This is a genomic window from Burkholderiales bacterium (assembly GCA_036262035.1).
Taxonomy (GTDB): domain Bacteria; phylum Pseudomonadota; class Gammaproteobacteria; order Burkholderiales; family SG8-41; genus JAQGMV01.
In genome coordinates this window covers 224978-246451 of sequence record DATAJS010000023.1, presented here as the reverse complement: position 1 = coordinate 246451, position 21474 = coordinate 224978, and the positions used below count along the sequence as shown (strand labels likewise).

Sequence of the window (21474 nt, the reverse complement as noted above, 5' to 3'; positions counted from 1 at the left end):
GCATGCTAGAAACGGACCGGCAGCATGCACGAAGGCGAGAGCACATGAAGATCGCGATTGTAGGCGGCGGCATCGGCGGCCTCACCACCGCCCTGGCCATGACTCAGGCAGGCTTCGCCGTTACCGTGTACGAGCGCTCGCCGCAGCTGGTCGATCAGGGCGCGGGAATCACGCTTGCGCCCAATGCGACACGAGTGCTCTACCACCTCGGCCTCGGGCCGCAGCTCGAAGCGACCGCGGTGACTCCGCCGCAAACCGAATACCGGCATTACCGCACCGGCCAGGTCATCTTCCGCATGATGACCAGGGACTTTCGCGAGATCTACGGCGCGCCCTATTTACGCCTGCACCGCTGGGACTTGCAGCATGCGCTGATCACGCGCCTGGGCGAGACCGCTCCGGGGGCGCTGAAGCTCGGAGCCTGCGTGGACCGGGTCGAGCCGCGCGATAAACAGGCGCAGCTGACGTTCGCCGACGGCCGCTCGGAGATCGCGGATGTGGTGATCGCGGCCGACGGCATACGTTCGACGATCCGCGAAGCGCTGTTCCACCCGGCGCCGCCGGTTTTTGCGGGGTTCGTCGCCTGGCGAGGCCTGGTCGATACCGCCGATCTGCCTGCGCACTTGTGTGAATCGGCAGTCGCCTTCGGGCAGGGCCGGCACATCAACCGTTATCTGGTCCGCCGCGGCGAATTGCTGAATTTCGTCGCCGTCGCGCACCGGGAGCAATGGGAAGCGGAAGGCTGGATGATACCGGCGCCGCGCGACGAGTTCCTCGAGGAGTTCTCGAGCTTCGACGAAGGCACCCGAACCGTCATTTCCCGGGCCGGCCAGGTGTTCAAGTGGGGCCTGTTCGGCCGTCCGTGGCTCGACGAGTGGTCTTCCGGCCGCGTGGTGCTGCTCGGCGATGCCGCCCATCCGATGCTGCCGTTCCTGGGGCAGGGCGCGGCCAATGCGATCGAAGATGCGATGATTCTGACGCGCTGCCTGAAGTCCGAAGCCACGCCGGAGCAAGCCTTCGCGCTCTATCAACGAACGCGTGCGCCTCGCGCCCGCGCCGCGACCGACGAGGCAGCCAGGCGCGGCGACCGTTACCTCGGCGAGCCCGACGCGGACAGTCTGAAAGGCAACGAGCCCGGGCGGGAATACGCCTTCGACGCGGTCTCCGGGCCGCTCGGCGGATGATGCGCAGTGGGGCGGTTGCCGTGCCGGCGCGCCCTACGGTAAGCGGGCGGGCACGATGACCCGCGTCGTCGGCCGCGTGTGTCCGCCTTCCATCACCATGAGCCGGTTGCGGCCCGGGTCGCCGCAGACGATCACGTGCACGAGGTCGGGGCTCGACAGCACGCGCACGGGATCGTCGGGGTTTCCGGCGAATTCCAGCGGCAGCACCCCGGCTTCGACGCGCTCGCGCGCGGTGGTGCGCATCGTCGCGGTGTACTTGAGCATCCAGTCGAAATCGGCGAGGCGCATGCGCGCGTGCTCGTAGACGTGCTCCTGCACCGCACGCTTGGAATAGCCCGCGGCGGCGAGCGATTTCGCCACCGGCGGCGACATCAGCACCGTCACCATCACGTGCTCGGCGTCGTCGCCGATCGCGGGGAAGTTGAAGAGCCGCGTCTTCTTGGTCACCTCGCGGCCGATGAGCTCGAGCGCGACGTCCGCGCCGGAGAGATCGGCGGTGTCGTAGGGCGCCGGTGACGACCCCCAGTTGTTCGTCACGCCGATGGTCACCGTGCTCGCATCGGGCGGGAAACCGTGAGTCACGTGAAACGGCTCCCACGGGCTTTCGTCTTCGTTCTCCGCGAGCACGAACGGCAGGATGTAGCCGAACGTTCCCATGTAGCTCGCGCCCGGCCTGAAGCCTGCGATGTTGCGCACGATGAGCCCGAGCGCGCGGCCGATCGCGGGATTCGCGCCGCGCGAGATCGCCTGCGGACCGCCTGCGATATCGAGCGCTTTCGCCATGGGGCCGTTGACGATCGCGAACGGGACGATGCCGGACGAGCTCCCGAGGTTGTCGAGGCTGCAGCGCTCGTCGGCGAGCGCTTCGACCGCCGCGACCAGCAGCGGCATGTGCTCGGGGCGGCAGCCCGCCATCACCGCGTTGGCCGCGATGTTGCGCGGCGTCGCGCGCAGGTTGGCCGAAGGCAACAGCGCGATCTGCTCGTCGGACGCGCGGGGCGTGTGGCGCAGGAACGCTTCGATGCGCTCGATCGTGGGCGCCACGAACGGCAGCCCGTCGGTCCAACCCTTCGCGCGGAAGTGCGCCTCGATCTCTTCGGGCGTGCCGTTGAGGGCTTCCGCGCTTTTTTCAGAGACGGTTGCCTCGAGCGGGGCCGTCAGCGCGTCGACGATACGCTCGACGAGGCCTTCGGAGATGTTCCTGCGGAGGGTGTCGGCGTCGTGAATGCCGAGCGGACCCGCGTACTCGGCGACGCGCAGCGCATCGGCGCCGAACGCCTTGCCGGTGTGCTTCGCGAGCGCCGAAAAGCCTGTGGTCGTCACTACGACACTCGGGATGCCCGCTTTCTCGGTTTCCGCTGCCGGCCGCGCCGCGGCCGGTGCACAGGTGCCTCAGGCGCCGTTGCCGGAGATCACCGCGTCGCAGCCTTTCGCCTTCACCAGCGCCGCGATCTCCAGCGCGAGCGCGCGCTGCCGCGCGGGATGGTCGGTGGCGGGCGCGTGGGGGAGCTCGGTGTAGGGCACGATACGCACGCCCGGATAGCGCGCCCGAAGCTGCGCCCGGATGATCGGGAACGTCACGTCGCCTTTGAAGACGCCGTTCCAGACTTCGCACACCGTTTTGCCCTCGAGGCTGCTCAGGCGCGGCGCAGGGCCTGTGCGCTTGACCGCGTCCAGTCCTTCCGGGCTCAGGACCGTCAGTTTCTGCACGGGCTTGCTCTCAGACCGGCACCGTGCCGTCGACGGTGATGCGATGCATCAGCCGCCGGTGCTTCGGCCATTCGTAATCGAGCGACGCGAGGTGCTGCACGCTGCAGTTGTCCCACATCAGGAGGTCGCCGGCGCGCCAGCGGTGCACGTGACGAAAGCGCGGGTCGATGGTGTGATCGGCGAGCTCGTCGATGAGCGCCAGCGCCTCGTCCGTGGCCATGCCTTCGATGCCTTCGCATTCGCCTTTGCTCACGTACAGGCACTTGCGGCCGGTATGCGGATGGGTGCGCACTACCGGATGCACGACCGCGGGTTGCTCACGGCGCAGCGCCTGGTCTTCCTGGCCGGTGCCGGTGCGCGCGCGGCGCCCCGCGACCTGATGGATCGCACGCAAGCGCGCGATCCGTTCCTGCGTGTCGCGGGGCAGGGCGTCGTACGCGGCCGCCGCGCTGGAGAAGATCGTATCGCCGAGCGCCACGCCATCCTCGAACGGCACTTCGAGCGCGTAGAGCATCGTCGCGCGCGGCGGGCGCTCGGTGTACGACATGTCGGTGTGCCACACGCGACCCGCATCCGCATGGCCGATGTTGCGGCCGTTCTCCCGGATGTTGGTCACGAGCATGATCTCCGGATACTCCGGATGCGCGTAATGCGTGAGGAAGATGCGCTCCACGTCGCCGAAGCGACGTGCGAACGCGATCATCTGCGGCTCGGTGAGCCGCTGGTCCCTGAAGCACAGCACCGAGCGCTCGTTGAACGCGGCCTCGATGCGGGCGAAATCGGCGGCGGAAAGATGCGCGAGGTCGGCACCGAGCACTTCGGCGCCGATCGGGTCGGGCGAGGGAACGATTTGCATGGGAGGCGCTTTCGTCGGATGCGTCATCCCGCAGAGGCTATCAAAAACCGGAGGGGGTTTACGGCGTAATCGGCGGGGTGGGTCCCGTGGACGCATCGGCGTCGGGCGCGATCTGCACGCGGTTTCGTCCGTTGCGCTTGGCGGCGTAGAGGGCGCCGTCCGCGGCGGCGAGCAGGCCGGTCGCGTCCGCGGCCGCGGCTCCCGGGATCGTCGCCACGCCGATGCTCACCGTGACCGTCAGGCCGCCGGCGGAGGTGGAGACCGGGGACGAGGCGATGTCGGCGCGTATGCGTTCGGCGACGCCCACTGCGCCTGCCGGGTCGCACGCGGGCAGCACGACCATGAACTCTTCGCCGCCATGGCGCCCGACGTCGTCGTAACCGCGGACCTGGACGCGCATGCGCGCGGCGACATGCTTCAGCACTTCGTCGCCGACTGCGTGGCCGTGCGCGTCGTTGACGTTCTTGAAGTTGTCGATGTCGATCGTGAGGATGCTGAAGGCCCGCCCGTCTCGCCGCACCAGGGCGAGCTCGTGCTGCAGGCGCTCGAGGATTCCGCGGCGATTGGGCAGCCGCGTGAGCTCATCGGTCGTCGCCTGGGCGCGCAGCTCGTCCTGCAGCGCGAGCACGCGCTCTCCCGCGCGCAGCCGCACCCGAAGCTCGCGCAGGTCGAAGGGTTTCCTGAGGTAATCGTCCGCACCGGCATCCATGCCCTCGACGACGTCGTCGACGGTGTCGCGGGCGGTGAGCAGCAGGACGTATTGGTAGGGACGCCGTCCGCTGTCGCGCAGGCGCCGGCAGATCTCCACGCCGTCGGGCGGCGGCATCATCCAGTCCAGGATGATGAGCGCCGGCGCATCGGGCGCCTGTATCGCCGCCCACGCTTCTGCGCCGTCGTGCGCCGCGACCGGCTCGTGGCCGAGGTGCGCGAGCAGCCCCGAGAGCTGGCGCAGGGTTACCGCATCGTCATCGGCGATCAGTACGCGCACGCGAGGGCCGCTCTGCGGGAGGGGCCTCGACGCCCGCGGCGTCGCGCTGGCTGTGCTGCAGTGTCCATCGATCCGCAGAGTACCACGCGGTTACCGCGGCGAGAACCTTCAGGCCGCCGCAGTCCTGAGCTCGTCCGGATCCGGGGTGGTCGACGCAGGACCGAACAGCGCGGTGCACTGGTCGGCCGGCAGCGGCCTCGAGAAAAAGTAGCCCTGCATCTGGTCGCAGCGGTTGGCTGCCAGGAAATCGCGCTGGGCTGCGGTCTCCACGCCTTCCGCGACGATCTTCAGGCGCAGCGCATGTCCCATCGTGATCACCGCCTGCGCGATCGTCGCGTCGTCCTGGTTGCACGGCAGCTCGGTGACGAACGAGCGGTCGATCTTGAGCGAATCGATGGGAAAACGCTTGAGATACGACAGGCTCGAGTACCCGGTGCCGAAGTCGTCGATCGCGATCTGCACGCCGATCGCCTTGAGCTTCCTCAGCGTCGCGGTGGCGGCTTCCGCGTCCTTCATCGCGGCGCTCTCGGTGATCTCGAGCTCCAGGAGGTGCGGCGGTATATGGTGTGTCGCGAGCGCGCCGGCGACCACCTCGCAGATGTTCTCCTGGTGGAACTGCCTGGCCGAGAGGTTGATCGCGACCGGTACGAGGGCCACCCCGGCATCGCGCCACGTCGCGATCTGCGCGCACGCGGCGCGCAGCACCCACGCGCCGATCGGGGTGATGAGGCCGGTCTCTTCGGCGAGCGGGATGAAATCCGCCGGCGAGACCATGCCGAGCTCCGGGTGGCGCCAGCGGATCAGCGCTTCGAAGCCCACGACCTCGCGCGTCGCCAGGTCCACCTTGGGCTGGTAATGCAGGCTGAACTCGTCGCGCTCGAGCGCCTGGTGCAACTTGCTTTCCAGCGAGAGCTTTTCGAGCGTGCGGGCGTTCATCGTGCCGTTGTAGAACTCGCAGCGGTTCATGCCCTGCTGCTTCGCGTAAGCGCGCGCCGCGTCGGCGTTCTTGAGCAGGGTCTCGCCGTCGGCGCCGTCGAGCGGGTAGACCGCGATGCCCACGCTCGCGCCCACCACGATGTCGCTGCCGGCGAGCCGGAACGGCTCGGCCAGCGCTTCGAGGAGGCGGCGCGCGACCTTCGCCGCGTCCTGCGCGTCGGGCATGGCCGGCAGGAGCAGCGTGAACTCGTCGCCGCCCTGGCGCGCGATGCACCACCTCTCGGCGTCGCTCTCGCGACGCGCGATGACGTCGCTGCCGCGGATCGCCTGTGCGATGCGCGCGCCGGCTTCCTTCAGCAGCAGGTCGCCGGTCTCGTGGCCGAGGGTGTCGTTGATGCGCTTGAAGCGGTCGAGGTCGAGCGACAGCAGCACGAGGTTTTCGCCGGTGCGCTGGGCGCGGCCGATGCCGTGATTGAGCTGCTCGCGGAACAGGTGCCGGTTGGGCAATCCGGTGACCGCGTCGTACAGGGCGAGCTGCTCGATCTGCGCTTCGGCGCGCTTGCGGTCGGTGACGTCCTGCAGCGTGCCCTGCATGCCCAGCGGCTTGCCCGATGCGTCGCGCACCACCTCGGCCTGCTGGTGAACCGCGCGCACCTCGCCGTCGGGCCGAACGATGCGAAAGCCCATGTTGAGGGGCTCGTTGCGGTGGATCGCCGCGTACAGCGCGTCCTCGACCGCGCGGCGGTCGTCGGGGTGCACGGCGTCGAGGAAGATGCCGCGCTCCGGAAGCTGCGTCTCGGCGGTGTAGCCGAGTATGCGGCGCACTTCCTCGGAGCGCTGCACCGCGCCGGTCGCGAGATTCCAGTCCCAGTGGCCGATCTGCGCGATGCGCTGCGCGTTGGTGAGCCGCGCTTCGCTGCGCTGGAGCTCCTGGAACGCGCGGCTGGCGCGCAGCACGTAGCTCACCCGATGACCCAGCATCGCGAGCGCGATGGGCTTGGTGATGAAGTCGGTCGCGCCGACTTCGTACACGCGATGGATGGATTCGGCATCGTCGAGGCCCGTCATCATGAGCACCGGAACAGTGACGCCGGACTCGCGCGAGCGCAAGCTCGCGCAGGTCTCGAAACCGTCGAGCACCGGCATCATGACGTCGAGCAGCACGGCGTCGGGCCTGAGCGCCTCGAACGTCTCGAGGCCTTCCTGCCCGTCGCTCGCTTCCTCGACGGTGAAGCCCGCCTGCTCGAGCGCTTCGCGCGCGAGCATGCGCATCACGATGTCGTCGTCGATGATGAGCACCACGGGTTGCGTGCGGGCCTTCATGCTTCTGCCGACTCGGTTTCGGCGAGCAGGGCGGCCTGCACGCGCTCGTACTCGCGCTGGATGCGCTCGATGAACTCGTCCGTGCCGTCGAGCGCGGCGCCGGCCGCGCGCGTCTCGAGCTCCTTGCAGACCGCGGCCAACCCGGTCGCGCCGAGATTGCCGCTGTTGGACTTGAGCGTGTGCGCGGCCCGCCGCAGCACCGCGCTGTCGCCGGCTGAGAGCGCATCACGCATCGCCGTGATCTGCCGCGGCGCGTCGCGCACATAGAGGTCGACGACCTTGCCGAGCACGCTCGGCGCGCCGGGCTTCTGCAGCCGGCGGATGTTGTCGAGCGCGCTGCGGTCGAGCGTCTCGGCCTGCCCGCGGACTTCTACGCTCGGCGGAATCTCGGCTGCAGGCTCGGCCGCGCGGCGCTCGGTCCGCGGGCACGCCGGGAGCCAGCGCTCGAGCACCGCACGCAATGCTTCCTTCTTGAACGGCTTCGAGAGGTAGTCGTCCATACCCGCTTTGATGCAGCGCGCGCGGTCGCCGTCCATCGCGTTCGCGGTCAGCGCGATGATCGGGATGTGGCGCGCGGGCGCCGTCTTCGCCTCGGCGCGCTCGCGCTCGCGTATCGCCGTGGCCGACTCCAAGCCGTCCATGACCGGCATCTGGCAATCCATGAGCACGAGATCGTAGGGCCGCGCGAACGCGGCTTCCAGGCCGGCGCGCCCGTCGGACACCACTTCGACGTCGCAGCCGAGGTTGACGAGCATCTGTGCGCAGATCTCCTGGTTGACGCTGTTGTCCTCGACGAGCAGCACGTGGCCGCCGAGCGGCGCCTCCTGCGTGTCGGCCATCGCTTGCTCGGCCGCGCGCACCGGCTCCGCCGCGCCCATCGCCACGGCGATGCTGTGGAAGAGCTCGGCGCGGCGCACCGGCTTGTCGAGGTGTCCGAAGATGCCCGGTTCGCCGGTGAGGCCGCGCGTCTCGCGGCCGCTCGGCGAGTCGAGAACGATGATGCGGGTGCCGCGCAGCTCGGAGTCTGCGTCGATACGGCGCGCGAGCTCGATCGCGTGCATGCCGCGAACCTTGCGGTCGACCAGCGCCACGTCGTAAGCCGCGCCCTGCGCGTGCGCCTTGCGCAGCATCGCGAGCGCCGTCTGCGCGGTGTCCGCCGCGCCGCTCAGCGCGCCGCACGCGATGAGGTAACGCTGGAGGATGGTGCACGTCGTCGGGTCGTGGTCGACGACGAGCACGCGCACGCCGGAGAGATCGCTGCGGCGCGCCGCGGTTGCGGCGGCCGATCCGGGGGTCGCGAAGCGCGCGGTGAACCAGAACGTGGAGCCGGCGCCGGGGCGGCTCGCAATGTCGATCTCGCCGCCCATCATCTCGACGAGCTGCTTGCAGATCACGAGGCCGAGGCCGGTGCCGCCGAAGCGCCGCGTCGTGGAACCGTCGGCCTGGCTGAAGGCCTGGAACAGCCGCCCGCGGGTTTCCTGGGTGATGCCGATGCCGGTGTCGCGCACCGCGAAGCGCAGCACGGTGTTGCCCGGGGTCGCGCGGTCGTCCGCCGCGCGCTTGACGGTGATCAGCACTTCGCCCGATTCGGTGAACTTGACCGCGTTGCCGCCGAGGTTGAGCAGCACCTGCCGCAGCCGGCCGGGGTCGCCGCCGAGCACCAGCGGCACGTCGTCGTCGACCTGGCACGCGAGCTCCAGCCCCTTGGTGTGCGCGCGGCTCGTGAGCAGCTCGGCGACTTCCTCGGCGACTTCGCGCACCGAGAAGTCGATGTTCTCGAGCTCGAGCTTGCCCGCCTCGATCTTCGAGAAGTCGAGGATGTCGTTGATGATGTTGAGCAGCGCGTCGCCCGAGTTGCGGATCGTCTGGGCGTAGCGGCGCTGCGTCGGGGTGAGGCCCGAATCCATCAGCAGATCGGTCATGCCCAGCACGCCGTTCATCGGCGTGCGGATCTCGTGGCTCATGGTCGCGAGGAAGTCCGACTTCGCGCGGCTGGCGGCCTGCGCGGCCTCGATCGCGATCTGGAGCGCTGCCATCTGCTTGCGCTCCGAGATGTCCGTGATCATGGTGTAGTAGCCGATGACCGCGCCGGCGTCGTCGAAGCGCGGCATCAGTGTGGTTTCGGCATGTTGCTGGCGGCCGTCGGGCATCCGGCGCGAGCTTTCGAAGAAGATGCGTCCTTCGGCGCGCGCCTGCGGGATCCTGCTCGCGATCTCCGAGCACGCTTCGGCGCCGATCACGTCGGCGAGGTGCCGGCCGTCGATCTGCGCGGCGGGGAGGCCGGTCCACTGCTCGAAACCGCGGTTGTGATAGCGGTAGACGAGCTCGGCGTCGAAATAGGCCAGCATCGCCGGCATCTGGTCGGTGATGAGCTTGAGCTCCGCGGCGCTCGCGCGCTGGGCTTCCTCGGCGCGGCGGCGCTCGACGATCTCTCCGGTGAGCTGCTCGTTGGCGAGCCGCAGCGATTCGGCAAGTCGTGCGGTATTCGATGCGATCCTCGCATCGAATACCGAGATGAGCATCGTGGCGGCGAGGAACAGCATCGTGCAGCCGCCGATCGTCGTCGCCAGCCACAGGTTGCTGACGCCCTGCGGGCTGCCGAGGCAGACGCTGTCGGGAGAGAAATGAGCGGCCGCCATGCCGGTGTAGTGCATGCCCGCGATCGCCACGCCCATCACGAGCGCCGCGCCGAAGCGCTTGAGCGCCACGTTGGACAGGGCCTCGGAGCGCAGGTTGAACGCGATCCACAGCGCGACGACCGAAGCGGCGATGGCGATGGCGATCGAGGCGCCGTAGAGCAGCGGGTCCCAGCGGATCGGCGGGGACATCGGGATCGCGGCCATGCCCGTGTAATGCATGGCCGCGATGCCGGTGCCCATCAGCGCGCCCGACACGAGCAGCCGCCGCACGGTCAGGCGGCTGCGATTGATGGTGAACAGCGCGAAGCCGGACACCAGCATCGCGATCACCATCGACAGCAGGGTGATGTCCATCTCGTACGACATCGGGATCGGCAGACGGAAAGCGAGCATCCCGATGAAGTGCATCGACCAGATGCCGCTGCCCATCGACACCGCGCCGCCGATGAGCCAATACGTGGCGCCCCGGCCCTGCGAGGCCGAAACACGGGAGGCGAGCGTCAGCGCCACGTACGCGGCAAGCGCCGCGACGACGTAGGACAGCGAGACGAGCGAGAGGTCGTACGTTCCGGTCATGCCTGACAACTCCGACCTGTATGGGCGAGGGCCCTACAGGGGCATAACGGCGCGTGCGGAACGAAGTTGAGCGCCGGTGCGCGCGTTAACGGCGCACATCGAATCGCACACCCTTGCCCTCGATGAACCCGATGACCTGCGACACCGTATACTTCGGCGGGATGCAATTATCATATGCACGTGGCCCGACATCAGATGCCCTTCTTCAATCCGACTCTCCTTCTGAACAGCGAGTCGCTTGAACACCTCACCCAGATGCGCCCCTCGGCTGCGCATACAGCGTCCTTCCACCAGACGCGCCGCCGCGGTCACGCCAACCGTGAGGGAAAGATCCGGATGTTTCTCCGTATGGCCTCGGCCGTCATCCTCCTGGAAGCCACGGCTGTCGCAGCCGGCGCGGACACCGGGCCCAGTCCGCGTCCCGCCGCCTTCAGCGGACCCTATGCCGGCGCCTCGATCGGCGGCGTCAGGACCGACGGCCGCGCCACCCTCGCCTCCACCGCGTCGCCCGCCGGCGTCATCGATCGGGATGTCACGCTCGGGATCTTCCCGTCGCGGCAGGCTGGCGCCGACACCACCGCCGGCGGCGGCTTGACGCTCGGCTACGACATGCAGCGCGACCGCTTCGTCGGTGGCGTCGCGCTCGGCCTGAACTTCGGCCGCTTCTCGGCCGAGAACACGATGTTCGGCGTCGACCCCGCCCCATTCGGGTTCGGTGCCGGCCAAAATCCATTCGGGCAGAGCGAGACCACGACACGCTACGGCACGCGGATCGGCGGCCTGGCGACGATGCTGGCGCGGGCCGGCGTCGTGGCCGACCGGACACTGTTCTACGTCACCGGCGGCCTTGCCGCCGGGCGGGTGCGCAACCGCTTCGACCTGCGCATCGGGAACCTCCAGCTCCCTCTGCCCGACGCGCCAAACGGCGTCTACTCGAACAGCTGGAGCGAAAGCGGCACGCGCCTCGGCTACGCCGTCGGCGGCGGGGTCGAGCATCGCATCTCAACGCGCACGAGCCTGCAGCTCGAGTTCCTGCATTTCGATCTGCGGGACGTGACGGTGCAGGCCCGCGACCCAGCCAATTTCGGCGGCGAGAGCATAGCCTACCGCTTCCGAAACTCCGGCCAGGTCGCCCGCATCGCCATCAACTTCCGCTTCTGAGTGCCGGCCGCGCCGGCTGCGGTGCCGATCCAGGGGCTGCCTAAGCCGGCGGCGCGAAAGCGCCGCACTGCGCTTCCTAATGCGCCTCAGACGAAAGTTGGCGCATTCGGTTGCGCGCCACGCAAGTGCCGGGCTTGAGGGGCAGGGCGGGCCAGCGAATCGGCCTCGGATACCTTGTGGATCAAGCGCACCCAGCTGCTTCGGCGCGTGCGGCGAACGTGCCCCTGAGCGTTAGTCAGGACAACGGTTGACGGGACGCACCTCAGGTGTTCGCTCCGAATGCGGGTCGGTATGGCGTGGAATTCAAGACCCCAAGGGCGAAAACATCCGACTCTGCCGCGTTCGAAGTCTCATGCTTCGCAGGCTGCGACGGAATGCGAATCGTGAAGCAGGAACCACGGCCAACCTCGCTGTCGGCAGTCAACTCGCCGTTCATCAGCCGGCAAAGCCTTTGGCTGAGAGGAAGTCCGAGTCCCGGGTCGTCCCGGTAGATGCTCGACGTCTCGCCCTCGTGCTTCCCGAAAGTCTCGAACAGGTTGACCATCCTATCGGGGCTGATACCTGACCCGGTATCGCGTACAACGACCATGACCTGACCGCCCTGGTTCGACACGGCCAGCGTGACACGACCGGCCTGGGTGTATTTCGCCGCATTGCTCAGCAGGCTGCTGACGGCCCGACGCAGCTTCGCAGCGTCGCCCACGACCTCACCGAGATCAGCTGCGCAATCCACGTCGAACTCGTTGCCGTTCCCCTCGATACGCTCGCGCCACTCCGCCGCGATCTCATCCACCAACCTTCCGAGAGCGAAGGGCTCGAGATGCAGCTCCATTTTCCCGGCCTCGAGCTTCGACAGGTCGAGGAGCTCGTTGATGAGGCCGAGGAGCTTGTGGCCGGCGCCGTTGATGGCTTGCAGATCCGCGAAGCTCTGGTCGTCCGGCTCGGTCTCATCCATGAGGAGCTCGCTGAAACCGATGATGGCGTTGAGCGGCGTCCTGAGCTCATGGCTCATGTTCGACAGGAACTCGGACTTGGCACGCACTGCCCGCTGCGCCTCCTCGGTCGCCTCGCCGAGCTCGCGAGCGGTCTCGAGATGCCTTTTGACTTCCTGTTCCAGCTCGGAATGCGACGAGACGATGTTGGCGTAGTAGAGCGCCATCATCGAGACGTAAAGACCGGCGCAGAACGTCGAGACGAAGCCCAGCCCGGACAGCGAGCTCAGGGCGATCGTGTCGGGGAACCCGAACCAGTTGTAGATGCAGTAGAAGCCGACCAGGTTCGAGACGATCAGCAGCGACACCAGGATCCGGGTCTTGGCCGACGGGAGATAGAAGAAGGCCAGAAGAGGAACGGTGATCAGCCAGGGCAGGATCGGCGAGCTCACGCCGCCGTAGTGATAGCAGCCCCAGAGGATGCAGAAAAGAAGGTTCTGGATCGAGATGAAGGCGAGCGGAACGTACCATCCGGTGCGTCGCAGCGCGAACGAGAACGGCCAGAACAGCGTGATCGCGACGAAAAAGACCGTCCAGGCCCAGTCGGGCGCGCCCTGGACGTAGAGGACGTAGAGCGAGATGGTATGGCCCAGGAACGGGCCGACCAGGTGACTGATGAGGAACATGCGCACGCCTTGAACGACGTCCGCGTCTCCCATCAGCTTCCGGGGAATGAACCAGTCGACGAGCGCGTTCAGCCGGCCCGAAGCTCCCTTGAGAAGGCTAAGCACCGAGAGCCTCCGTTTCTTCGATGGGCGAGGGCATCGGAGCGGCCGCGGCAGCCGATTTCGGCCGCGCCTCGACCGGAAGGCGGACCGTGAAGGTCGAACCGCGTCCCACGTCGCTTTCGACGCTGATTTCGCCGCCCATCAGGTGGCAGAGGCTGCGGCTCAGCGCGAGCCCGAGGCCGGTCCCGCCGTACTTCGTCGACGTCGAAGCGTCGGCCTGGCTGAAGTCGGTGAAGAGCTTCTCGATGTTGTCCCGCGATATCCCGATGCCGGTGTCCTTCACCGAGATCACGAACGTGTCCGCCGCTCGGCTTACGCCCAGTGTAACGACGCCTTTGCTGGTGAACTTCCCGGCGTTGCTGAGCAGATTGAATACGATCTGCCGCAGCCGCGTTTCGTCGGTGAAGACGGTGCCGAGATCATCGCCCTTGTCGACGATGAATTCGTTTCGATTGACCGTCACCAGGCTCCGGCAGGTCGACGCCACGTCGTCGACGAGGCCCGCGAGGTCGACCGGGCGCAGGACCAGCTCGACGTCGTTCGATGCGATCTTGCCTACGTCCAGCACGTCGGTGACGAGCGCGAGGAGATGGCGTCCTGCGCTGTTGATCCGTTCCAGGTCGCGCATCTGCGATTCGTTGTTCAGCGCTTCGGCGTCTTCCCGGAGGATCTCGCTGTAACCGATGACGGCGTTCAGCGGCGTTCGCATCAGATGGTTCATCTTCGCGAGGAACACCGATTTGGCCTCGTTCGACCGCTCGGCCTCCTCTTTCGCCTTGCGCATCTTTGCGGCCGTCACGAGATGCCGCTCGGCCTCGCGCCGCAGCGCGGACTGGGCCGTCACGACGCTGGCGTAGTAGATCGCCATCATCGACGTGTACAACGTCGCGGCGCACACCGAGATCACGCCGACGTTCGAGAGCGCCGCCACCGGCACCAGCTCGGGGAAGAAGCCGTTGATCTCGTGCGCGATGCCCAGGCCCAGCAGGTTGACGGCGAACAGCCCGAGCACGAGCAGCGGTCGGTCGCCCAGGTAGAAGAAGCCGAGCAGTAGCGCGGTCAGGAACCACGGCAGGAACGGCGAGCTGACCCCGCCGTAGAAGAACGAGCCGAAGACGCTGAGGAAGGTCAGCGTGCAGACCGAGGATACGGCCGCCCAGCGCAGCTGCTTCGTCGCCTTCACGCCGAAAGGCAGGAACAGGAACGACGAGGCCGCGGCGCAGATGATCCAGAACGGAACGCCGGGCTGCGGATCCGCGCGGAAGAGAAAGACGACGATGGGGACCGCGAAGCACGGGCTGAGCAGGTGGCTGATCGCGAAGATCCGCGCCCGCCAGAACGAGCCCGTGTCGGTGCGCAGTTGCGCCGGGACGAACCAGTCGATCGCCCTGAGGATGTGCTCGTTCAGCATCGTTTCGCCCTCGCGGTCTCGCGGCCGGATCAGCCCTTAGCGGCCAGGCGAGGCTCGGCCTGGCTCGGCGCCCACGACTGCCGGCGCCGGTCCTGGCCGGTGGAGACCAGGTGCCGCTCGTATTCCGACTTTGCCGCGTCGACCGCGACGCAGAAGCGCTCGACCACGTCGGCGATGTTCTGGTCGGTGTGGCTGGGCATCACCTGGAAGCGGAAGCGCGCGTTGCCCTTGGCCACCGCGGGGAACTCGACCAGGTTCGCGACCACGCCGAGTGCCGGAAGGCGGCGGCTCACGCGCCGGGCCAGCGCCTCGTCGCCGACGACCACGGGAACGATCGCCGACGGGTTGCCGATGAGCTGCAGGCCGGCCTGATCGAAGCCCGCGCGGAGCTTCATGACGGTGTCCATCATCTGGCGGCGCAGCGCGAGGCCGCGGTCCGATTGGATGATCTCGAAGGCCTTCGCCACCGTGGCCGCCTGGACCGGCGACAGCGCGTTCGAGAAGGTGTTCGAGCAGCCGTAGAACTTCAGGTACTGCTTCACCGCCGCGGACTTGGTCGACACGAAGCCGCCGTTCGACGCGAAAGTCTTCGAGAAGCTGCCCATCACGATGTCGACCTTGCCGAGCATGTTCTGCACGCCGATGAATCCGCGGCCGTCCTCGCCGATATTGCCGAGGTCGTGCGCGACGTCGACCATCAGCGTCGCGTCGTACTCGCGGCACAGCTGCTGCAGCGCTACGAGGTCGGGCGTGTCGGAGTCCATCGAGAACAGGCTCTCGGTGACGACGAGGATCCCGTTCTCGGTGTCCTTGGCGCGGATCTTCTTCAGGTGGCGGCGCGCCGATTCGAGGTTGAGGTGGCCGTGCAGGCGGACGTTCCGGGTCGCCGAGCCCGCGCCTTCCTGCAGGCAGGCGTGCGCGAGGCCGTCCATCACGACGTGGTCGTTGGGGCCGACCAGCGCCTTGATCACGCCGTAGCCGGCGGCCCAGCCGGTCGGGTAGAGCACGGTGTGGTCGAGCTGCAGAAACTGCGAGATCGTCTCTTCGAGCTTGAGCGAATACTTGGTATTCCCCGAAAGCGCCGAGGAGCCGGCGCTGTGGACGCCGTACTCTTCGATGACGGCCTTCGCCGTCTCCTTGATCTCCGGGTCGGAGGACAGGCCGAGATAGTCCTGCGACGAAAAGTTGACGCCCTGGAAGCTCACGCCGGCGTCGTCCTTGGCGGCGCAGACGGCGAGCGGCGCCTGCTCCGTCGACTTCGAATAAGGCCACAGGCCATGCTGCCGGCGCAGATCCTGCCAGCGATAGAACTGCTCGACGCGGCCGGTCAGGTCGCGCCCGCGCAGCTCGCGGAAATCGCGCATGCTGCCGGTGAGCGCTTCGATGGGATCAGGAACGACGTTTAAGAGTGACATTGCTTTCTCGGTAAATGAAATTGAGCGGGTAGATAAGACGCGGGCTATGGGACGACGCGACCTGCGTGCTCCAGCAGCGCGTTGATCTTCGTGAGCAGCCGGTTGAGGTCGACCGGCTTGGTATCGAAATCGGCGCAGCCGACCTCGACGGCCTTCAACCGGTCGGTCGCCATCGCGTGCGCTGTCAGCGCCATGATCGGAATGCCGGCCGTAGCCGGGTCGGCCTTGATCTTCTGCGTGGCTTCCCAGCCGTCCATCTTGCCGAGACCCAGACTGACATCCATCAGGATGAGATCCGGGTTTTCGGCGGCGGCGGCCGCGATCCCGGCCGGACCGTCGCTGGCCAGGCACACCTGGAACCCCTTGCGCTCGAGTCGCCGGCTCAACATGTCGCGATTCATCTCGTTGTCTTCAATCAGTAAGATCCTGGGCATTCGTCGACTCCAAGACGGGCAAAGGTGGCGCACCGGCCGTGTTCGCATGCACCGGCATCGCGTGGACAGGCCTACAACGGCGGTCCCGGAACAATCTTTAGCGCGGCGCGTTGTCGCCGGCTTCGCAGCCGTGGTCCGCGCCTTAAGCCGCAGCAGCCTGGGCGTGCGCCGGCAGCCAGCGTGGGTCGCCGAGCAGGGCCCTGATTTCAGCTGCCCGGAGGGGGCGACTGAAGTAGAAGCCCTGACCCTGCTCGCAGCCCTCGGCCACCAGGCTGTCGAGTTGCTCGACGGTTTCGACCCCCTCGGCGAGCGTGGTCATCCCCAGGCCACTCGCCAACCCCACGATGGCGCGCACGATGGCGACCGATTCAGTGCTTGCGGCCAGGCTGCTGACGAAGGAGCGGTCGACCTTGATCTTGTCGAACGGAAATTGGCGCAGATAGCCGAGCGACGAATACCCGGTGCCGAAATCGTCCATCGAGATCTCGATACCCAGCTTCTTCAAATCTCGCAGCGCGCGAAGCACCAGCTCGCTGTTGCCGAGCAGCAGCGACTCGGTGATTTCGAGCTCCAGGCGCGCCGCGTCCAGACCGGCCGCAGACAGCGCGTCCACAACCACGTCCACCAATCCCGGCCTGGCGAACTGGACCGGGGAGAGATTGACGGCGATCTTCGTCGGGGCGGGCCAGCGCGCCGCTTCGGCGCAAGCGGTCCGCAACACCCATGCGCCGATGTCGACGATCAAGCCGTTGCTTTCCGCGATCGGGATGAAGTCCGCGGGCGAAACGTAGCCGCGCACCGGGTGACGCCAGCGGATGAGCGCTTCGCAGCCGAGGACGGAGTGGGTTTCGAGGTCGATCAGCGGCTGGTAGTGCAGCTCGAATTCATCGCGTTCGAGCGCCTGCCGCAGGTCCTGCTCGAATCCGCGTCGCGCCTCGAGCGCCGCGCTCATTTCGGCTTCGAAGCGGTGATATATCCCGCGACCTTCCGATTTCGCGTGGTAGAGCGCGATATCCGCCCCCTTCAGCAGATCATTCGCGGTCGTCGCATCGTGGGGGAACAGCGCAGCGCCGATGCTGACCCCGCTGCGAAGCACATCGGTGTCCAGCTCAAAGGGCTTCTGGAACAGCTCCAGCACGCGCTGCCCGAGGGCCGCAGTAGCCTCCGGCGAGGCGGGTCCGGGCTGGATGATCGCGAATTCGTCGCCGCTGAGCCGCGCGACGGTATCCTCGGCGCGAACCGCCGTCAGCAGCCTTTGGGCGACGGATCGCAGCAGCTTGTCCCCGGCAGGATGCCCGAACGTGTCGTTGACTTCCTTGAAGCGATCGAGATCGAGGCAGAGCACGGCGACCGCTTCGCCGCTTGCCTCGGCCTCGGACAACGCCTGGCCCAGACGGTCCTGAAACAGGACGCGATTCGCAAGGCCGGTCAGCGCATCGTGATGCGCCATATGCTCCATCCGGGCTTCCGAACGCCGGCGCTCAACGATCTCGCTTGCGAGCTTCTCATTCAGCTGCGAGAGCTCGGCCGTCCGGCTGTCGATCCGATGCTCCAGTTGCTGGTTCGTCAGCCGCAGCGCTTCCTCCGCGCGCTTGCGTGCGACCTGCGCCTCGATGCGGGCGAGTGCGACCGGAAAGTCGACCGGCTTCGTCACGTAGTCGTTCGCGCCCAGCGTCAGAGCCGCCACGGTGTCGGCGCTCTCCCCGTTTGCCGTCACCATGATGACGGGCAGGGCGGACGGCGAATGCTTCTCACGAATGGTCTTCAGAACCGAGAGGCCGTCCAGGTCGGGCATGGTGATGTCGAGCAACACCAGGTCGAACGGTTGCTGCGCGATCAGCTCCAGGGCTGCGCGCCCGCCGTCGGCCTCGACCACCTCGAAACCGCGCCGTACGAGACGACGCGAGAGGATGGTCCGGTTGTCGGCGATATCGTCGACGACGAGAAGACGCGGGTTATGCGACACGCTGTGCGCCCTCCAGCAGCGCGCTGATCTTGGTGAGCAGCCGGTTGAAGTCGACCGGCTTGGTATCGAAATCGGAGCAGCCGACCTCGACGGACTTCAGCCGGTCGCTTTCCATCGCGTGCGCCGTCAGCGCCATGATCGGAATGCCGGCCGTAGCCGGGTCGGCCTTGATCTTCTGCGTGGCTTCCCAGCCGTCCATCTTTCCGAGACCCAAACTGATATCCATCAGGATGAGATCCGGGCTTTGGGCGCGGGCCGCCGCGATCCCGTCCGGACCGTCGACGGCCAGATACACCTCGAACCCTTTGCGCTCGAGCCGCCGGCGCAACATGGTGCTGTTTATCGGGTTGTCCTCAATCAACAGGATCTTAGGCATTCGCCGGCTCCAGGCAGGCAAACCATTGAACATGCAAGCGCGAATGAAGAGTCAGGGACGGCACGGCGAATCATCTGGTGAAGCTGCTGATGGCAAGCACGCGCTACTACGGCAGGTCCCGGCCAAATCTTGAGCGCGCGCTATCGCCGCTTGAAGGAGGACTGCACCCAGGTAGCAGGGCCACATCACCACGACGCCGTCGTTCGGCAGCGAAATTCGGGCCCTGCAGGCACGGCTGTCGCGCCCGAAATGGGTTCGCAGGTAAAGAATCTCTCAAGAATCGCCCGGGGGGGCCGTTGATGCAGCGAACGCAAACTTCGGAGAAAAGAAATGCGCCCTGCTCACGTCACCGGTGGTCTCGGACTCTGCATCGCCCTCGGCCTCGCCGGCGTCATGGGCGACGCCCAGGCCGCCGACAAAGAGAACTCGATCCAGATCGGCTATGCCTACATCGATTTCAACACCAAGTCCGCAGACCTCAAGGGCCCGCCAGGGACCACCCCGCCGGGCGTACAGGCCGACCTGAAGAACGCCTCTACCCTGGCCCTGGTTTATGAGCGGCATATTTACGGCCCGTGGTCCCTCGTGGTCCAGGGGGGAGCGCCGCCCACGATCAAGCTCATGGGCGCAGGCGTCGCAGCCCCGCTGGGCCAGGTGGGGAAGGTCCGTGCCTGGTTCCCCGGCGTGCTCGGTCAATACACCTTCGACGGCCCCTGGGGCTCGCGGCCCTACCTGGCCGCCGGAGTGAACTACACGACCTATACCGACGAGCAGGTCGGCGACAATTTCACCGCTGCTTTCGGCGGAACCTCCAGCACGGCCGAAATGAAAAGCTCCTGGGGCTATATCGCGAAGGTCGGCGTCAGCGTCCCGCTCAACAAGGACTGGTTCGTCGATGCCTCCTACTCGCGGTACCAGATCCGCACGACGGCCACGGTCACCACGGCCACGCCGGGGTTCGGCAACATCATCCGCACCATCGACGTCAAGGCGGATCCGGGCATATTCGGGCTGACCGTCGGGTACAGGTTCTGACCGGAGCCGCGCCGGAGCCACTGCATCGCGGCTCGGCCATGTAAGCCGTTGCGCTGATATGATCCGGCCTTCAGCTAACTGTTGACGCCCGTGGCCGGCGTCGCCGTCGCCAGCGTGATCGGCGGTGCGGTGACGTCGTATCTGTTCAGAGACTTCAAGTTCCAGTGATTCGCGCGGCCTTCCGCTGACCATGTCACCCGCCGATATCGAGGCCGCCCGCGAGGCGCTGGAACGCCTCGCCGGAGAGATCGCGCGCCTCGAGGTCGTCGCCGAAGGGTGGGATGCATCTCACGCGCAGACGCTGGCCGCGATCAAGTCGTCGATCGAAGCGCTCGACGCCGAGGCGTTCCGGCGCCTGATCCGCTGCCTGAAAGAAGATCCCGCTGCCGCGGCGCGGCTCGACGCAGCCGTGCGCGATCCGCTGGTCTTCGGCGTGCTGCGCCTTCATGGCCTGGTGAAGGATCCGCTCGAGCACCGCGTGGAGCGTGCGCTCGAGGACGCTGCGAGCCAGCCCATCCATTTCGTCAGTTCGTTCGCTAAACCGCCGGAACGGGAAAGCTGGATATGGATGTGCACCGTCAAGCACATTCCCGACGGCGGCGTGGTCAAGATCACGCACTGGGGCCGCAACTTTCTGCTGCATCGGCAAGGCGATGCGGTGAGCTGCATGACCAACGCGTGTCCTCACCGGGGCATGCCGATCGATTCCGGAAGAGTCGCGAACGGCGTGATCACGTGCCCGTATCACGATTACGAGTTCGACCTGCAGACCGGCCGCTGCCTCAACGTTTCGGAGGACCCGCTCACCATGCACGCGGTGCGGGTGAACGATGGTCACGTCGAGGTGCGCTTGCCGCTATGACCGACGCCGTGCGCACCGCGCTGCGCGTCTCGCTCGCACCCGCGCAGAAGCGCGGGAGTGTCCCGGAGATGTTCGAGGTCTCGTCGTACACCGGCGAGGGGTCGCCGGCATGGTATGCATGGCTGCAGGCCGAACTGCAAAGGGGGATCGATGGCCAAGACCGTTCGTAAGGTTCTCGTCACCGGCGCGGCGGGCACGCTCGGCCGCGCGGTCGCGAAGGCGTTTGCCGACGAGGGCGCGTCGCTCGCGCTGCTCGACAGGAGCGGTGAGCTTCTGGCGTCCGCGTTCGGCGCGGAGTCGGCGACCTCGAAACATTATGCGTGCGATCTCCTCGATGCGCAGGCGGTGGCGGCCGCGGTGCAGCGCTCGGTCGCGGATTTGGGCGGACTCGACGCGGTGTGCCACATCGCCGGCGGTTTCCGCATGGGCGAGGCGGTGCACGAAATCAGCGACGAGACGTGGGACGTGATGATGAACACCAATGCACGCGCGTTCCTCAACGTCGCGCGCGCGGTGATCCCGCCGATGAAACAGGCGGGCGGCGGCAAGATCGTCGCGGTGGGGGCGATGGGCGCGCAGCGCGGGCAGGCGAACATGGGCGCCTACGCCGCTTCGAAGCGCGCGTTGCAGGCGCTCGTCGAATCGATGGCGGCGGAGCAGCGCGCGCACGGCATCAACGTGAACGCGGTGCTGCCGAGCATCATCGACACGCCCGCCAACCGGCGCGACATGCCGAAAGCCGATCCTGCGAAATGGGTGGCGCCGCGCGATCTCGCCAACGTCATCGCCTTCCTGTGCAGCGACGCCGCGAAAGCGGTGCACGGCGCGTGCATCCCGGTGCAGGGCTTGTCGTAGCGCTGCGCCGGTGCGCGCCCGCGCAAC

General features: G+C 67.2%; 18 protein-coding genes and 1 pseudogene. 6 read left to right on the top strand and 13 right to left on the bottom strand.

Annotation, left to right across the window (positions count from 1 at the left end):
* Nucleotides 1-44: 44 nt before the first annotated feature.
* Nucleotides 45-1184, top strand: a complete 1140-nt coding sequence (locus VHP37_24970; protein ID HEX2829621.1) for an FAD-dependent monooxygenase — start codon at nt 45-47, stop codon at nt 1182-1184.
* A 33-nt stretch (nt 1185-1217) separates the two neighbouring features.
* Here VHP37_24970 and VHP37_24965 read toward each other — a convergent pair whose 3' ends face one another.
* From VHP37_24965 to VHP37_24935, 7 genes and pseudogenes are all read right to left on the bottom strand, one after another.
* Complete coding sequence (locus tag VHP37_24965; protein ID HEX2829620.1) at nt 1218-2507, bottom strand: hypothetical protein; 1290 nt, start codon at nt 2505-2507, stop codon at nt 1218-1220.
* A gap of 69 nt (nt 2508-2576) precedes the next feature.
* On the bottom strand, nt 2577-2894 hold the full coding sequence (locus VHP37_24960; protein HEX2829619.1) for a hypothetical protein: 318 nt from the start codon (nt 2892-2894) through the stop codon (nt 2577-2579).
* Between the two features lie 10 nt (nt 2895-2904).
* Nucleotides 2905-3750, bottom strand: coding sequence for a TauD/TfdA family dioxygenase (locus VHP37_24955; GenBank protein ID HEX2829618.1), 846 nt, complete (start codon nt 3748-3750; stop codon nt 2905-2907).
* Between the two features lie 58 nt (nt 3751-3808).
* Complete coding sequence (locus tag VHP37_24950) at nt 3809-4738, bottom strand: diguanylate cyclase (GenBank protein HEX2829617.1); 930 nt, start codon at nt 4736-4738, stop codon at nt 3809-3811.
* Nucleotides 4739-4846: 108 nt separating this feature from the next.
* Nucleotides 4847-6997, bottom strand: a complete 2151-nt coding sequence (locus VHP37_24945) for an EAL domain-containing protein (GenBank protein ID HEX2829616.1) — start codon at nt 6995-6997, stop codon at nt 4847-4849.
* The gene (locus VHP37_24940; GenBank protein ID HEX2829615.1) at nt 6994-10212 is read right to left on the bottom strand and encodes an MHYT domain-containing protein; all 3219 of its coding nucleotides are present in this window, start codon (nt 10210-10212) and stop codon (nt 6994-6996) included. The genes VHP37_24945 and VHP37_24940 overlap by 4 nt, the downstream gene beginning before the upstream one ends.
* Before the next feature lie 112 nt (nt 10213-10324).
* Nucleotides 10325-10470 (bottom strand): annotated as a pseudogene (locus tag VHP37_24935) (transposase).
* Here VHP37_24935 and VHP37_24930 point away from each other — a divergent pair.
* On the top strand, nt 10408-11373 hold the full coding sequence (locus VHP37_24930) for an outer membrane beta-barrel protein (GenBank protein HEX2829614.1): 966 nt from the start codon (nt 10408-10410) through the stop codon (nt 11371-11373). The pseudogene VHP37_24935 and the gene VHP37_24930 sit on opposite strands and share 63 nt — an antisense overlap.
* A 262-nt stretch (nt 11374-11635) precedes the next feature.
* On the opposite strand, the gene VHP37_24925 is transcribed toward VHP37_24930, so the two are convergent.
* The 6 genes from VHP37_24925 to VHP37_24900 all read right to left on the bottom strand — a co-directional run bounded on the left by VHP37_24925 (nt 11636) and on the right by VHP37_24900 (nt 18695).
* A complete protein-coding gene (locus VHP37_24925; GenBank protein HEX2829613.1) occupies nt 11636-13096 on the bottom strand; it encodes a HAMP domain-containing sensor histidine kinase in 1461 nt (486 codons plus the stop codon).
* Nucleotides 13089-14504, bottom strand: a complete 1416-nt coding sequence (locus VHP37_24920; GenBank protein ID HEX2829612.1) for a HAMP domain-containing sensor histidine kinase — start codon at nt 14502-14504, stop codon at nt 13089-13091. The genes VHP37_24925 and VHP37_24920 overlap by 8 nt, the downstream gene beginning before the upstream one ends.
* Before the next feature lie 29 nt (nt 14505-14533).
* Nucleotides 14534-15919, bottom strand: a complete 1386-nt coding sequence (locus tag VHP37_24915; GenBank protein ID HEX2829611.1) for an aminotransferase class I/II-fold pyridoxal phosphate-dependent enzyme — start codon at nt 15917-15919, stop codon at nt 14534-14536.
* Nucleotides 15920-15963: 44 nt separating this feature from the next.
* Complete coding sequence (locus VHP37_24910; protein ID HEX2829610.1) at nt 15964-16353, bottom strand: response regulator; 390 nt, start codon at nt 16351-16353, stop codon at nt 15964-15966.
* Nucleotides 16354-16495: 142 nt separating this feature from the next.
* On the bottom strand, nt 16496-18319 hold the full coding sequence (locus VHP37_24905; protein HEX2829609.1) for an EAL domain-containing protein: 1824 nt from the start codon (nt 18317-18319) through the stop codon (nt 16496-16498).
* Entirely contained in the window at nt 18309-18695 is a 387-nt protein-coding gene (locus VHP37_24900) for a response regulator (GenBank protein ID HEX2829608.1), read from the bottom strand. Before VHP37_24900 ends, VHP37_24905 begins: the two co-directional genes overlap by 11 nt.
* Before the next feature lie 330 nt (nt 18696-19025).
* On the opposite strand from VHP37_24900, the gene VHP37_24895 reads away from it, so the two are divergent.
* From VHP37_24895 to VHP37_24880, 4 genes are all read left to right on the top strand, one after another.
* Nucleotides 19026-19730 (top strand): OmpW family outer membrane protein, encoded by a 705-nt coding sequence (locus VHP37_24895; GenBank protein HEX2829607.1) that lies wholly within the window; start codon nt 19026-19028, stop codon nt 19728-19730.
* Nucleotides 19731-19920: 190 nt separating this feature from the next.
* Nucleotides 19921-20592 carry a Rieske 2Fe-2S domain-containing protein gene (locus VHP37_24890; GenBank protein HEX2829606.1) on the top strand — a complete coding sequence of 224 codons (672 nt, stop codon included), beginning with the start codon at nt 19921-19923 and terminating at the stop codon, nt 20590-20592.
* A complete protein-coding gene (locus VHP37_24885) occupies nt 20589-20762 on the top strand; it encodes a hypothetical protein (GenBank protein HEX2829605.1) in 174 nt (57 codons plus the stop codon). Before VHP37_24890 ends, VHP37_24885 begins: the two co-directional genes overlap by 4 nt.
* Entirely contained in the window at nt 20743-21447 is a 705-nt protein-coding gene (locus VHP37_24880; GenBank protein HEX2829604.1) for an SDR family NAD(P)-dependent oxidoreductase, read from the top strand. The genes VHP37_24885 and VHP37_24880 overlap by 20 nt, the downstream gene beginning before the upstream one ends.
* The last annotated feature ends 27 nt before the right edge of the window (nt 21448-21474 follow it).

Coding starts and splice junctions, on each gene's coding strand:
- VHP37_24970 (HEX2829621.1), top strand. CDS start 45: ATGAAGATCGCGATTGTAGGCGGCGGCATCGGCGGCCTCACCACCGCC.
- VHP37_24955 (HEX2829618.1), bottom strand. CDS start 3,750: ATGCAAATCGTTCCCTCGCCCGACCCGATCGGCGCCGAAGTGCTCGGT.
- VHP37_24945 (HEX2829616.1), bottom strand. CDS start 6,997: ATGAAGGCCCGCACGCAACCCGTGGTGCTCATCATCGACGACGACATC.
- VHP37_24940 (HEX2829615.1), bottom strand. CDS start 10,212: ATGACCGGAACGTACGACCTCTCGCTCGTCTCGCTGTCCTACGTCGTC.
- VHP37_24930 (HEX2829614.1), top strand. CDS start 10,408: ATGCCCTTCTTCAATCCGACTCTCCTTCTGAACAGCGAGTCGCTTGAA.
- VHP37_24920 (HEX2829612.1), bottom strand. CDS start 14,504: ATGCTGAACGAGCACATCCTCAGGGCGATCGACTGGTTCGTCCCGGCG.
- VHP37_24915 (HEX2829611.1), bottom strand. CDS start 15,919: ATGTCACTCTTAAACGTCGTTCCTGATCCCATCGAAGCGCTCACCGGC.
- VHP37_24910 (HEX2829610.1), bottom strand. CDS start 16,353: ATGCCCAGGATCTTACTGATTGAAGACAACGAGATGAATCGCGACATG.
- VHP37_24900 (HEX2829608.1), bottom strand. CDS start 18,695: ATGCCTAAGATCCTGTTGATTGAGGACAACCCGATAAACAGCACCATG.
- VHP37_24895 (HEX2829607.1), top strand. CDS start 19,026: ATGCGCCCTGCTCACGTCACCGGTGGTCTCGGACTCTGCATCGCCCTC.
- VHP37_24890 (HEX2829606.1), top strand. CDS start 19,921: ATGTCACCCGCCGATATCGAGGCCGCCCGCGAGGCGCTGGAACGCCTC.
- VHP37_24885 (HEX2829605.1), top strand. CDS start 20,589: ATGACCGACGCCGTGCGCACCGCGCTGCGCGTCTCGCTCGCACCCGCG.
- VHP37_24880 (HEX2829604.1), top strand. CDS start 20,743: ATGGCCAAGACCGTTCGTAAGGTTCTCGTCACCGGCGCGGCGGGCACG.